This window comes from Microcystis sp. LE19-195.1E, assembly GCF_027532095.1.
In the GTDB taxonomy this organism is placed as follows: Bacteria; Cyanobacteriota; Cyanobacteriia; order Cyanobacteriales; family Microcystaceae; genus Microcystis; species Microcystis aeruginosa.
Genome location: NZ_JAPZSZ010000317.1, coordinates 20,758 through 33,835, shown reverse-complemented (window position 1 = coordinate 33,835; position 13,078 = coordinate 20,758). Strand labels below are relative to the sequence as shown.

At 41.0% G+C, this 13,078-nt stretch carries 12 protein-coding genes; 7 read left to right on the top strand and 5 right to left on the bottom strand.

Annotated features, from left to right (window positions below):
* Positions 1-755: 755 nt before the first annotated feature.
* Both O9300_RS17445 and O9300_RS17440 read left to right on the top strand, forming a co-directional pair.
* A complete protein-coding gene (locus O9300_RS17445; protein WP_287972983.1) occupies positions 756-2,093 on the top strand; it encodes a cytochrome c biogenesis protein in 1,338 nt (445 codons plus the stop codon).
* A 102-nt stretch (positions 2,094-2,195) separates the two neighbouring features.
* Positions 2,196-3,053 (top strand): DNA-formamidopyrimidine glycosylase, encoded by an 858-nt coding sequence (locus O9300_RS17440; RefSeq protein WP_287972982.1) that lies wholly within the window; start codon positions 2,196-2,198, stop codon positions 3,051-3,053.
* Here O9300_RS17440 and O9300_RS17435 read toward each other — a convergent pair whose 3' ends face one another.
* Positions 3,054-3,884 (bottom strand): tetratricopeptide repeat protein, encoded by an 831-nt coding sequence (locus tag O9300_RS17435; RefSeq protein ID WP_190722620.1) that lies wholly within the window; start codon positions 3,882-3,884, stop codon positions 3,054-3,056. It abuts the gene before it with no gap.
* A gap of 274 nt (positions 3,885-4,158) precedes the next feature.
* On the opposite strand from O9300_RS17435, the gene patR reads away from it, so the two are divergent.
* Entirely contained in the window at positions 4,159-5,007 is an 849-nt protein-coding gene (gene patR / locus O9300_RS17430; RefSeq protein ID WP_287972981.1) for a heterocyst master regulator PatR, read from the top strand.
* Between the two features lie 37 nt (positions 5,008-5,044).
* Here patR and O9300_RS17425 read toward each other — a convergent pair whose 3' ends face one another.
* Complete coding sequence (locus O9300_RS17425; protein ID WP_287972980.1) at positions 5,045-5,548, bottom strand: hypothetical protein; 504 nt, start codon at positions 5,546-5,548, stop codon at positions 5,045-5,047.
* A gap of 38 nt (positions 5,549-5,586) precedes the next feature.
* Here O9300_RS17425 and O9300_RS17420 point away from each other — a divergent pair, with 38 nt between their 5' ends.
* Complete coding sequence (locus tag O9300_RS17420; RefSeq protein ID WP_287972979.1) at positions 5,587-6,510, top strand: lysylphosphatidylglycerol synthase domain-containing protein; 924 nt, start codon at positions 5,587-5,589, stop codon at positions 6,508-6,510.
* A 65-nt stretch (positions 6,511-6,575) separates the two neighbouring features.
* On the opposite strand, the gene O9300_RS17415 is transcribed toward O9300_RS17420, so the two are convergent.
* Both O9300_RS17415 and O9300_RS17410 read right to left on the bottom strand, forming a co-directional pair.
* On the bottom strand, positions 6,576-6,812 hold the full coding sequence (locus O9300_RS17415) for a hypothetical protein (protein WP_002738997.1): 237 nt from the start codon (positions 6,810-6,812) through the stop codon (positions 6,576-6,578).
* A 117-nt stretch (positions 6,813-6,929) separates the two neighbouring features.
* The gene (locus O9300_RS17410; protein WP_287972978.1) at positions 6,930-7,286 is read right to left on the bottom strand and encodes a hypothetical protein; all 357 of its coding nucleotides are present in this window, start codon (positions 7,284-7,286) and stop codon (positions 6,930-6,932) included.
* Between the two features lie 114 nt (positions 7,287-7,400).
* Between O9300_RS17410 and O9300_RS17405 the strand changes: the two genes are divergently transcribed.
* Positions 7,401-10,727, top strand: a complete 3,327-nt coding sequence (locus tag O9300_RS17405) for an AAA-like domain-containing protein (protein ID WP_287972976.1) — start codon at positions 7,401-7,403, stop codon at positions 10,725-10,727.
* Between the two features lie 93 nt (positions 10,728-10,820).
* On the opposite strand, the gene O9300_RS17400 is transcribed toward O9300_RS17405, so the two are convergent.
* Positions 10,821-11,564 (bottom strand): Ycf66 family protein, encoded by a 744-nt coding sequence (locus O9300_RS17400; protein ID WP_287972975.1) that lies wholly within the window; start codon positions 11,562-11,564, stop codon positions 10,821-10,823.
* A 198-nt stretch (positions 11,565-11,762) separates the two neighbouring features.
* On the opposite strand from O9300_RS17400, the gene O9300_RS17395 reads away from it, so the two are divergent.
* Entirely contained in the window at positions 11,763-11,918 is a 156-nt protein-coding gene (locus tag O9300_RS17395) for a WD40 repeat domain-containing protein (protein WP_221634911.1), read from the top strand.
* Positions 11,919-12,092: 174 nt separating this feature from the next.
* Positions 12,093-13,076, top strand: a complete 984-nt coding sequence (holA, locus tag O9300_RS17390; protein WP_287972973.1) for a DNA polymerase III subunit delta — start codon at positions 12,093-12,095, stop codon at positions 13,074-13,076.
* The last annotated feature ends 2 nt before the right edge of the window (positions 13,077-13,078 follow it).

Here is a 13,078-nt window from a genome sequence, read left to right as displayed (position 1 = left end):
CGAACAACTAAAAAAATACGTCGAGAACCAAAACTCCCCAAAAGTGGAAACGCTACTGCGTTAGTTTCATTCTGGTGGCGATTCATCTCCCGTTAACCGCTACGCGGTTTAACGGGAGTCCTCTCGCGACCTTGAGATAGAACCTCTTGTATAATTAGGGTTGGCGGCAAAAAGTTTGTTGGTGGGGTTAGGAGTCAGTAGCCGGTCGTCAGTAGCCGGTCGTCGGGAGTTTCAGGCTTTGTTGCCCTCTTTTTTTGTACCAACTTATGTACTACAATAAGGATAATGCCAGGTTTTTGAAGGTCCCAATCCGATTTTCGCAGCATGAACATCGGATTTTAACAGGTCTAAAGCCTTATTTTAAAAGGGTTTTACCATTATTCAGCAAACCCTAATTAATTTTTGAGGGTTTAAAAACTGCTCATTTTTGTAAATCTGCTGAGTGGGGATTTTTCAAGGTAAACTATCTTCTAAAATTGATCATTACTTCCGATCTTATCACTCAATCCCAGCTTTTGGGGGGTTCTACCCCCCAAACCCCGGAGCGCATTAGCTTTTCGGTGGGATGCTTACAGACAGCTGCTGATAGATCTGTGATAATTTAAGCATCACTGATAATTGCTGGTTATCGGTATTTCTGCAAATGTGAGATGCAGCCTAATTGATTATTATTCATTCTTAATTGTCCTGACTACTGACTACTGGCTACTGACTCCTAACCCTAACAACAATTTTTGATTTTTACCAGAGGTACTATGACTATATCGGAAACAAATTTAAATAATACACCGCCTCAATGGGGACGTAAATTTATCCAGACTATTGCCGATCTGCGATTAGCAATTATCCTCTTACTTTTAATCGCTATTTTTAGCATTGCTGGGACAGTAATCGAACAGGGTCAATCTCTATCTTTCTACCAAGCTAATTATCCTGAAAAACCCGCTTTATTTGGGTTTCTGACTTGGAAAGTTTTATTACTAATGGGATTAAATCATGTTTATAGTACCTGGTGGTATCTATCATTATTAATTCTCTTTGGTTCCAGTTTAACCGCTTGCACCTTCCGACGACAATTTCCCGCTTTAAAGGCGGCAAGAAACTGGCAATTTTATCAACAATCTCGCCAATTTCAAAAACTAGCTTTAAGTGCTGAATTAGAAACCGGTTCCCTAGAATCCCTCACCCCCTTGTTAGAAAAAAAAGGCTACAAAGTTTTTCTAGAAAATAACAGTCTTTATGCTCGTAAAGGTCTGATTGGTAAAATCGGTCCGATTATCGTTCATGCAGCCATGTTAATTATTTTAGCAGGAGCGATCTGGGGAGCGTTAACCGGGTTTTTCGCTCAAGAAATGGTAGCTAGTGGCGATAGTTTTCAGGTTAAAAATATTATTGAAGCTGGACCCTTATCTAAAAATTCTCTCCCTAAGGATTGGGGGATTAAAGTTAATCGTTTTTGGATTGATTATAGTCCTAAAGGTGATATAGAACAATTTTATTCTGATTTGTCGGTGATCGATAATCAAGGACAGGAGATCGATCGCAAAACTATTCAAGTTAATCAACCTTTGCACCATAAAGGGGTGACTTTTTATCAAACCAGTTGGGGGATTGCTGGGGTAAAAGTACAGGTGAATAATAGTCCGATCCTACAGCTACCGATGGCTAGTTTAGACACGAAAGGTAATGGACAAATCTGGGGAACTTGGATTCCGACTAAAACCGATCTTAGTGAGGGAGTTTCTCTTTTAGCCAGAGATTTACAAGGTACGTTAGTTGTCTATGATGCTAAGGGAGATTTAACCTCTGCTGTACGAGAAGGAATGACGATTCCCATCAATGGAGTTAATCTAAAAATAGTCGAATTAGTGGGCAGTACAGGTTTACAAATTAAGGCAGATCCGGGAGTGCCTATTGTCTATTTAGGTTTTGGTTTATTGATGATGGGAGTGGTAATGAGTTACTTTTCCCATTCCCAAATTTGGGCTTTACAATCGGGTGATCGCTTTTATATTGGTGGTAAAACTAATCGCGCTCAAGTCAGTTTTGAACGGGAAATAATTGATACCATTGAAAGGCTAAAGTTAAAGTAGAATTGACCTTAATCTGGTGTTCTGTTTATCTATCTATTGCCTATTGCCTCTTTTGTCTTTTGCCTACCCTAACCAAGAACTTAATTTTGTTCAATTACTTATATGCCAGAATTGCCAGAAGTAGAAACGGTGCGTCGCGGGTTAAATCAAGTTACCCAGGGCAAAAAAATTATCGGTGGGGAAGTATTATTACAGCGTACCCTAGCCTACCCTAATTGCGAGGCAACTTTTCTGCAAGGAATTGCTCAGACCACGATTACCAATTGGCAGCGCCGAGGCAAATATCTCCTCGCCAATTTAGATAATGGTAGCAGTATCGGGGTTCATCTGCGTATGACTGGACAATTGCTCTGGGTAAAAGATACCACTCCCCTGCCGATTCATACGCGCTTACGCTTCTTTTTTGCCAATCAGCAAGAATTGCGCTTTGTCGATACCCGCACTTTCGGGAAAATTTGGTGGATTGCCGCCGATAAAACCCCAGAAACTGTGATTACCGGTCTCAAAAAACTGGGACTGGAACCCTTTGATCGCAATTTTACCCCCGATTACCTCTATAGTCACTGTCAAAAAAGTCGTCGTCCGATTAAAACTTTTCTCCTCGATCAAAATGTAGTCGCAGGAATTGGCAATATCTACGCAGATGAAGTTCTTTTTAAAAGTGGCATCCATCCTCAAACTGCCGCTAATCTCTTGAAAATTGAGCAAATAGACTTATTGACAAAAAACATTATTTCTGTATTGGAAACAGCGATCGCTGAAGGCGGAACCAGTTTTAGCGATTTTCTCCACGTTACGGGAGTTAATGGCAATTATGGGGCGATGGCCTGGGTTTACGGTCGTAATGGCGAAAATTGTCGCCTTTGCGGTGCAACTATTGCCAGAATTAAATTAAGTGGGCGCTCGGCTCATTTTTGTCCCCAGTGTCAAGTCTCAAGGGGAGAAGGGAGAAAAAGCTGATCACTGATTAGGGGCTGTGGCTTCAATTTTGTTATTTTCGTCGGCTAGGGTCTGAATCTCCTGTCTATAGGCAAAAGGAGCGCGACTGAGAGCATCTTGAAAGAGGGGTTGAGCCTCTTGATTTTTGCCCTGTTCTTTCAGTACGATCGCCGCTGCCAAAATCGGTCGGAAATCGTTAACATCCATCTGTTGAGCTTGTTTATAGGCGTTTAAAGCTTCCGGATAATTTTGCTGCTCGAAATAGATTTTGCCTAAAAGTAACTGAACGGAAACGATATCGATTAAACTAGCAGGATTATTGGGATCGGCAGCAGCTTTTAAAGCGCGATCGAGCGTGTCTTTGACCAGACTAATCGCCTCGATCGGGCGGTTTTGGCTAAGAAATAAATTAGTTAATCCGGTCAAGGCCCGCAGCTCTTGGGGATGGGAGGCTAAAAGAGCGCGATAACTGGCTGTGGCTCCTGCATAGTCCTCTATTTGCTGTTTCGCTTCCGCCAAAAGTAGCAGATAATCGGATTGTTGGGGGTTAAGTTGCGCTAATTTTTCTAAAGGTTCGATCGCTTGCCTTAAATCGCCCTGCTGTAAGCGAGTATCTAATAATCCCCGCAAAGCCGTCTGATTATCGGGTTCGCGCTCTAAAACCATCTGATAACCCAGTGCTTGACTGGCTAATTCCTCTTGTTTGACTGCGGACAGATGACTCTGTCCCGAGGAGTGCTGACTTTTGAGAATAGAAGTCAATAGCGGCATAATCGAGAAAGACAGCAAAGCAAATAACATGAGGACGAGACCGATGGACAGCCAACGACGGTGAGAGAGAGAGGCTTTCATAGACTGGGGTGCGAGAGGACAGACAAGAAAATGTTATGGAAATCTGGAGATTTGATGAGGGGATCGATCGAATTGGCCGCTCTTTATTAAGTACAATGGGCAAACGGTCAAGACTCAAAAGGGTTTTGACTGGGTTGACAGTCAAAAGATCATGGTTCTTAATATATTAGATGCCAGTAGAGTCGCCCTAGAGGGTTATTGTAACCCCCCAGATCGCGCTTTTGACTTGCTTGATTACTAATTTACTATGTGTCTCCGCCGCTAGGAGTGTGATATGAATCGTCCTGGGAATCGGTTTACCGAATCACCGAAAACCCCCCCGACCCCTGAAGTGGAAATTCAGGAAGTCCCCCTTGAATCCCCCCATACCGAGGCTGATTTAGCCGTAGAGTCAGCCACCCCCGAAGAAGTCAAACGTCAACAACCGATCCCCCCTCCCAGTCATCTGCGGCAGTATCGGGCGATCGGTCTCGTCTATGGCCATTATCAGCGATCGGAGGAACAATTAACTAAAGGCAATATTTTAACTGCCGATGGTACTCTGATCGATTCTGTGATTCTCGGTCGGGTGATCAGTTTGGTTAAAAATCATCTCGATCTGGAAAAACCCCATCTTTGGGTGGTTTATCCGCGCACCCGTCAGGAAAATGATGCCCTTCATGTTCAGATTGTCGGTGTTTGGGAACCAGAAACCCTGAAAAAGGAGGATGATCAGGAGATAGAGCCTCTCCTCGCTTCTACCCCGGGTTATTTCTCGATTCGAGGCGAAGTCATCTTTACCGAACGGGAAAATCAAGCGGTAGTGGTCAAAATCCGACAAATGCCCAAAACTGAAGCGGACAAACCCAAGTTTTTTAAACTAAAATTGCGCGGTACTTTATCTGGTAAACCGATCAGTCGTTTTTGGGATTTTCAGGTACAACTTAAAGGAGATGCCTTAACCATTTTGGAAGGTTTAGACCTCGGTTTTGCCAGCAAGAAAAAACCGATGGGTAAGGGAGGTTTTAAAAAGCCTTTTGATAAAAATCGTCATCTTTCGGGGGAAGGAGAAAAACGACCTTTTCCCCCCGGACAATCCCCTATCCCTCGGCCTTCCCGACCAAAACCCGTATCGGAAAACTAATTTTTTTCTAAGGATGGGTGAGAAACCCATCCCTAGTCTAGGATTTGGTTTTGGGAGCTATTTGATACTTAGTATTGGGAATATAAGCGCGAATGTTATAACTATAATCCGTTCCCAAAATCTCGGCGATAAAAACCGCTAACTGAGTGCCTAAAATCGCTTCATCGGCAGAATTAAAAGATTTATAATCTTCTATTAACCATTCTTGACCACCATTAACTAAAGTACATCTAAATGTACCAAGAGATTCGGCAATTTCTGTATGTTCTGTATAGTTTCTCGTTCTTACTTCCCCCCTACTATCTGCCCTCAAACATAATTGATTAAGTTCTGCATAAAATTTGGCAGGAATTTTGTCTAAATCACCCCCTTTAGTCACCCAATGCACAAAAAGATGAAAAGACCAAGGAAGATTGAGGTAGAGTAGATAAAATAAACCCAGAATAATTGTTAAATATAAGGAGGAAGTCAGGAATTTATCATATTTCCTTTTTCGGGATCGATTTAAACGTTTAGCTAAATCTAACTTTGATCTTTTCATAAATTTTAATGAGTCAAAAGTAATTCGTAAAAAGTAAGATGTATAAAAAAATCCGGCGTTTTGCTCCGATTATCCTGTCTTTGAGTTTATTTATTCTAGCGGTCTGGGCAATTAGTCAAGAATTTAAACACTACACTTTTGCCCAACTCTTGGCTAGTGTGGATCATATTACCACAAGTCGTCAGCTAGAAGCTATTTTTTGGATGGCTTTGGGTTATTTGTCGATGACGGGTTATGATCGCCTAGGTTTTTATTATATCAAGCATCCCTTAGCTTTAGGCACTATTATCCGCACTGCTTTTATCAGTTATGCTCTTGGTAATACCATTGGTTTGACCTTATTTTCTGGGACAGCAATCCGTTATCGTTTCTATACTCCTGCGGGGGTGGGGGTGGTGGATATTGCCAAAGTTATCACTTTTACCCATTTAAGCTTTTGGTTAGGAATGTTAGGGATTGGTGGTTTAAGTTTCCTCCTCGATCCCCAACGGATTCCTCAACTTTTAAAATTACCTTTTTTAACTACTAAACCTTTAGGAATAATTTTTTTATTGCTGGTTACGGGATATTTTTTCTTGACTCTCACCTATAAAAAACCAATAAAAATCGGCAAAGAAAACATCTATTTACCCTCTTGGACTCTTTCCCTAGCTTTGATTTTGTTGACTTTTATTGATTGGATATTAGCCGCTAGAGTTCTCTATCTTCTTCTCCCGGGCAGCTACAATACTTCGTTTTTAGGATTTTTCGGTCTCTATGTATTTGCCATGACGGCAGGGGTATTAAGCAATGTGCCGGGGGGAATAGGTGTTTTTGAGTTTATCATGCTGAGATTACGCCCCGAATATGTATCTAATGCCGAGCTTTTAGGCTCTTTAATCGCCTATCGAGCTATTTATTATTTCCTGCCTTTAATTGTCGCTTTTGTCTGGTTGTTGGGTTACGAGGTGCGCAGAAAATAAGGTCTTCAAATTAGCTTAAACGGACAAAAAAAGTCCCCATGCAGTCATAGCTGGGGAGCATCAATCTAGTAGGCTAAAGTTTCTAAAGTTTCCCGTAGATAGGAACAAATGCGAGCATCAGCATCGTCTCTATTTTTACCTGATTCTAGTTGTTCTTGCTGCCAACGCCGAAAACCGGAACTAGCGGCGATGGCTTGTTTTAAATGCTCCCAAGTGTGATGATCTTTGTGAAGTGGGGTGTCAGAAAATGTGGTAGAGTTGCCCATCTTTACCTCTGGTGGTAGGGTTGCACCTTTTAACATAACTTAAAAATCGCTGAAAATTCTGATAACTGGGACACAATTAGGCAGAAAAAGGTGTTGCCTAGCGGGAAAGCTGCGGGGATGCCAACACCTTTTTTGAGGAAATATAGCAGATTTTTAGGAGATTTTGCTGGTTTCTGCCGCTTCTTCCGCCTCCACTGCCGCGTTTAAAGCGACGGGGGGAATGGGGATAGGAAATACCGACGGCAGGTTAGCGGTGGCATCTTCGGGAGGCTGCCCAGGGTGAAAACGACGGTAGCTTAAAACACCAGCTACGGTGATTGCTCCTGTAGCGGCGGCAACCCCTAAAATAAGTTTGTTAGGATCCAGATGGAAGGTGGTATTGCTGCCAAAAATGCCTTTAGCTTTAGCGAAAGCACAAGCAGAGGCACTGCCAGCATCAAGAGTACCTAAAACAATACCACTGACGAGGGTGGCACTAACGGCGATGGAGGTGAAAAAAGTTTTCTTCATAATTGCCTTGGGGATAGGTTGTCAATAGCGATTATCCTTGCATTATAGATATCTCCATCACAATTGTCTATTTTATTTCCGTTGGTGACATTGAAATAATTTTGTTTAAGGATAATGAATTATCAATATCGTGTCGGGGGTAGTCTTGCCTATAACCATCCTACCTATATCGAGAGAAATGCCGATCGAGAACTGTTAACGGCGTTGAAAAATGGTCAATTTTGCTACGTTTTTAACTGTCGTCAGATGGGTAAATCCAGTTTAAGGGTACGAGTGACTCATATTTTACAGCAATTGGGCATGGATTGCGCGTCCGTAGATATAACCAGTCTTGGCAGTAATGATAATTTATCCCAATGGTATAACGGGGTGATTACCCGTTTGTTTTTAGGATTTAATCTGACGGGAAAAATTAATCTTAAATCCTGGTTGCGCGAGCGAGAGGATTTACCTCCCGTGCAGCGTTTGGGACAATTTATCGAGGAAATTTTATTAGTTTATTGTCGGGGAGAGAAAATATATATTTTTATCGACGAGATCGATAAAATTCTCAGTTTACAGTTTTCTCTAGATGACTTTTTTTCCCTGATTCGTTATTGTTATAACCAAAGAGCGGAAAATGCCCAGTATGAAAGAATTACTTTCGCTTTATTCGGTGTTGCTACCCCCGCAGATTTAATTCGCGAAAAGACCCAAACATCTTTTAATATCGGCCAAGCGATCGAATTAACAGGATTTAATCTGACCGAAATTGCTCCTCTAGCTGCGGGATTATCTAGTCAAAGTAATTATCAACCCGACTGCTTAGAAAAAATTATTTTTTGGACGGGAGGACAGCCATTTTTAACCCAGAAAATCTGTCAGCTATTGCTGGAAAGTAATTTAGATATTGAGACGCTGATCAAAGAAAGAATTATTAATAATTGGGAATCTCAAGATGAACCAGTGCATCTGCGAACTATTGCCGATCGCTTGTTAAGAAATCAAGACAAAGCCGGTCGTTTGTTAGGCATCTATCAACAAATTTTAGAAAAAGGTGCAATCCTGTGCGATGATAGTCCAGAACAAGGGGAATTAAGGTTATCGGGGTTAGTGGTAAAAAAGGATAATCAATTAGTAGTTTATAATCCTATTTATCGAGAAATATTTAATCTCAATTGGCTGGAAAAACAATTAGAGCAATTGCGTCCCTACTCAGAAGCGATCGCCGCGTGGCAACAGTCTAATTATACCGATGAATCGCGGCTTTTACGCGGAAAAGCTTTAAATAATGCTCTCGATTGGTCTCAGGGAAAAAGCTTAAGTAATCTTGATTATCAGTTTTTAACTGCCAGTCAAAATCTCGATAAAAGAGAGGCAGAAATTAGCCTAGAAACCCAGAGGCAAGCTAATAAAATTCTAGCAATTGCTCACCAAAAAGCTACCAAAAGAATTCAAATTGGCTCGGTAATTTTAATTGCTTCTCTCTTGGGTTCTCTCTTAGCTTTTGTCCAGGTAAAACAAGCGTGGCAGCAAGTAGAAACCGCTCAACTAGGTATTAAATTACAGCGCAATGGTGATAGTTATTGGCAGCAATTTCAATTTGAACAACTAGAATCTTTAATGGCGGCCATGCAAGCAGTAAATAGTTTAAAAAATATCGTTACTGATGACCAAACCCTGGGTAAATATCCTGCTACCAGTCCAATTATTACCCTGCAACAAATTTTAGATCGCATTCAAGAAAAAAACCAACTGCAAGGACACCGAGGAACTATTTATAGTGTTAGTATTAGTCCTGATCGTCAAAAAATTGCCACTGCTTCTCAGGATGGGACGGTAAAAATTTGGAATCAAAAAGGTGAGAATATTCAAACTTTGACAGGTCATCAAGGAGCAGTTTATAGTGTTAGTTTTAGTCCCGATGGTCAAAAAATCGCCACTGCTTCCGAAGATAAAACCGCCAAAATTTGGAACTTGCAAGGACAAAATTTAGTCACCTATCCTGACCATCAAGAATCAGTTTATAGTGTTAGTTTTAGTCCCGATGGTCAAAAAATTGTCACCACTTCCAGGGATAAAACCGCTAGATTATGGAATTTATCAGGTGAAACTTTACAGGTATTTAAGGGACATAAAAGATCGATAGATGCAGCTAGTTTTAGTCCCGATGGTCAAAAAATTGCCACCGCTTCCCGGGATGGTACGATTAAAATCTGGGATTTATCAGGTAAAATTATCTTGAGTTTAGGTCAAGAAAATATTGAGGCTTTTTATAGTGTTAATTTTAGTCCCGACGGTCAAAAAATTGCCGGGGCAGCGGCCGATAAAACTGCTAAAATCTGGGATTTACAGGGAAATTTAATAGCTACTTTCCGGGGACATCAAGATTTTGTCAACAGTGTGAATTTTAGTCCTGATGGCAAGTTTATAATTACTGCATCTAGTGACGGTAGTGCTAAAATTTGGGGAATGCAAGGGGAAGAAATAACTACTCTCAGAGGACATCAAGAATCAGTTTTTACTGCTATATTTAGTCAAGATGGAAAACAGGTGGTAACTGGATCGAGTGATGAAACGGCTAAAATTTGGCAGCTGAACAATTTAAATCAAGCTCAGGCCGATAATACCAGTGTTAGCATTAATTCCCAGGGCAGTATTATCGCTATTGCTAACAAAGATGGTCAAATTACTTTACTCAATTCCCAGGGAAAAAAAATTAGAGAATTTGCCACAAAAATGCGCTCAATCTATAGTATAGCTTTTCATCCCGATAGTAATCAGATAGCGATTACAGGAAGAAATGGAAAAGTACAAATCTGGAGTCAAAAAGGAACAATGCTTCAAGAATTTACTGCTAGTCAAGTACCGATTTATAGTCTTGCTTTTAATGGAGAGGGAACAGCAATAATCACGGGAACAAGCGAGGGAAAAGTTCAATACTGGCATTTAAGTAATTATCGGCCTCAATTAATTAATTCCTGGACAGCCGATGATAATATTATCTATGATTTGGTGTTTTCTCCCGATCTTCAAAAAATTGCTACTGCTGCTCGAGGAAAGATTAAAATTTGGGATTTACAGGGCAATCTTTTCGAGGATATTAAAACTGATTCTTTTCCCGTTTATGGAGTTAGTTTTAGTCCCGATGGTGAAAAAATCGCCGCTATTTCAAGGGATGGTACAGCTAGACGCTGGGACAGGGACGGAAATTTGCGCTCCGAGTTTAAAATAGAAGAAGATATCGTCTATGGGATCACTTTTAGTCCTGATGGTCAAGAGATTGTGATTATTGCTAGGGATGGTCAAAAGCATCGATGGCCTTTAGAAACGGAATATAATTATTTACAAAAATTGCTCGATCGAGGTTGTCTTTGGTTAGAAGATTATCTCAGGAATCGTCCCGAAAAACGAGAAGCTCTATCCCTGTGTACTGGGAAAATAAAACCATTCACATTTTAAACTTGGTTTGACTGGGTGGGGGCAAAGGTTAAATTAATTAGTTAATTTCTTGAGTAATTATTGCCTAACCCACCCGCTAAATAATCTTAACTTTTAATCCGATGAGGGGGGATTTTCTGCGCTTGGCGATCGAGTTTCTGGGGGAGTATCTTCTCCGATAGTTTCTTCTGGGGGCAAATCTTCCTCGGTAACTTCAATAATCACCGTTTCGCTAACAGCAATAGTTTCGACTTCAACATTTGCGACAGGTTCAGTCGGGGGAATTTCTGGGGGATTTTCGGAAGGGTTGATCTCTTCCGTTGCCAAATCAAAATCATCGAAATCATCGAAATCATCGAAAGTTTCCCCATCATCAATAATTTCTGTGGCTTTTTCCCCAATTTCTGTCACTGATTCTGTAATAGTTTCCCCGATAGCCGCCGCTTTTTCTATAACGGGGTCCACCGTTTCTTTAACCGTTTCTTTAACTTTTGCCGCTACTTTCTCAGCTTTAGCTTTAGTTTTAGGGGATTGAGAGGGAGTAACTTTGCCGAGACGATTGCCTAACCAACCGACAATAGTAAATAATTTAACCGGTTTGTCGGGATAAAAAAGTGCTTGTCTGAGTTTGAGAGTTTGCCAAGCGAAAGCAATAAATAATATGGCTGCGGCAGCTTGTCCGAGGAGGATAGCGCCTGTAATCCTTCCCGCGCACAACCAGAGGACAAGGGCATAGAATAATCCTACCGCACTCCAGAGAAAATCATCTTGACGGTGGCGATCAGGGGCGATAAAAGCGGTGGTGAGGAGGTACAGACTACTCAATCCCACAACGACCGCTAGGATATAGGGCAACATTTGCGATTCTCCTTTGACATTTCCTTTTTTATTGTGCGTTATTTGGGGTCGATCGAGTCTATTTTTTGATTAATTTGGGAAATTATCGAGTCATATCGTCTTTAACTGTGTTGATGAATAGCCATAGTTAATATTAGGAAATTCTTGGTTTATTCTCTGCTGCTTGTGCTGATAAGATTAAACAAGCTTTCGGATCAAATGATTAAGTTTTGGTCTTTAACAAGCAAAGCAAAATTAGCAACTCTTGATCAACCCACAGACAAACTGTTATCTTTAGCAATTAGTGCCGATGGTAAATATTTAATTATTGGTAGTGCTGACAAAAATGTAAAAATTTGGCAAAATGGGCAATAGTGACACCTCAAGATAAGTAAGTAGTTATAATTAAATTGAAGATAAATTTCGCTTCTGATCCCCCCTGCCCCCCTTAATAAGGGGGGTGCCGATTCCCCCTTAGTCCCCCCTTGATCAGAGGGGTGTCTGACAACTTTTAACACCTACCTACTTAACTGCTATAATTAGAAACTCATGCCGACAATATTTTATTGGGGAGAAGATGAATTTGCTATTAACCAAGCGGTGAAAAATCTGCAAGCAAAACTTCTCGATCCCAATTGGATACAGTTTAATTATGATAAAATCACTGGCGATCGCAATGAGGCAATTATCGAGGCACTCAATCAAGCGATGACTCCAGTTTTCGGCATGGGAAATCGTTTAGTTTGGTTAGCTGATACGGTTATTTGTCAACAATGTTCCGAGGATATTTTCCAGGAATTACAGCGCACTTTGCCCAATTTACCCGAAAATTCCTATCTGTTATTAACCAGTGCCAAAAAACCCGACTCCCGCTTAAAATCGAGCAAGTTTATCCAAAATCAGGCGGAGGTTAAAGAATTTGAACTAATTCCGCCTTGGAAAGTCGAGGAAATTGCCCAAAGAGTTAGGGAAATTGCCAAAGAAGTGGGAGTAAAATTAACTCCCGATGCGATCGAACTCTTAGCGGAAGCGGTGGGAAATAACAGCCGCTTGCTGTGGATGGAGTTAGAAAAACTGCGTTTATTTAAAAATAATTCGGCGGGAACTATTGACAAAAAGGACATTTTAAGCTTAGTCAACGCCAGCAATCAAAGCAGCTTACAGTTAGCCAGTGCTATTTTAAAACGGGAGACAGGCAAGGCCCTAGAATTAGTCAATGAATTATTAAATCGCAACGAGAACCCCCTGGGTATCACCGCCACCCTAGGGGGTCAATTTCGCACTTGGGCAATAGTGAAATTAAAAATTGAAGAAGGAGAAAAAGACGACAAAAATATCGCCGCCGCCGCCGAAATTGCCAATCCCAAGCGACTGTATTTCATTCGCAAAGAGATACAATCCTTTTCTTCTAAGCAACTTCTGGCCACCTTGCCCATACTTCTTGACTTAGAATATCGTCTCAAGCGGGGTGCAGAACCTTTGGCAACTTTGCAAACCAAAATTATTGAACTTTGTTGTTTATTGGTGACTTAATA

Bases quoted from the DNA above. Each gene is read 5' to 3' on its own strand.
- O9300_RS17445 (WP_287972983.1), top strand. From the start codon at position 756: ATGACTATATCGGAAACAAATTTAAATAATACACCGCCTCAATGGGGA.
- O9300_RS17440 (WP_287972982.1), top strand. From the start codon at position 2,196: ATGCCAGAATTGCCAGAAGTAGAAACGGTGCGTCGCGGGTTAAATCAA.
- O9300_RS17435 (WP_190722620.1), bottom strand. From the start codon at position 3,884: ATGAAAGCCTCTCTCTCTCACCGTCGTTGGCTGTCCATCGGTCTCGTC.
- patR (WP_287972981.1), top strand. From the start codon at position 4,159: ATGAATCGTCCTGGGAATCGGTTTACCGAATCACCGAAAACCCCCCCG.
- O9300_RS17425 (WP_287972980.1), bottom strand. From the start codon at position 5,548: ATGAAAAGATCAAAGTTAGATTTAGCTAAACGTTTAAATCGATCCCGA.
- O9300_RS17420 (WP_287972979.1), top strand. From the start codon at position 5,587: ATGTATAAAAAAATCCGGCGTTTTGCTCCGATTATCCTGTCTTTGAGT.
- O9300_RS17415 (WP_002738997.1), bottom strand. From the start codon at position 6,812: ATGTTAAAAGGTGCAACCCTACCACCAGAGGTAAAGATGGGCAACTCT.
- O9300_RS17410 (WP_287972978.1), bottom strand. From the start codon at position 7,286: ATGAAGAAAACTTTTTTCACCTCCATCGCCGTTAGTGCCACCCTCGTC.
- O9300_RS17405 (WP_287972976.1), top strand. From the start codon at position 7,401: ATGAATTATCAATATCGTGTCGGGGGTAGTCTTGCCTATAACCATCCT.
- O9300_RS17400 (WP_287972975.1), bottom strand. From the start codon at position 11,564: ATGTTGCCCTATATCCTAGCGGTCGTTGTGGGATTGAGTAGTCTGTAC.
- O9300_RS17395 (WP_221634911.1), top strand. From the start codon at position 11,763: ATGATTAAGTTTTGGTCTTTAACAAGCAAAGCAAAATTAGCAACTCTT.
- holA (WP_287972973.1), top strand. From the start codon at position 12,093: ATGCCGACAATATTTTATTGGGGAGAAGATGAATTTGCTATTAACCAA.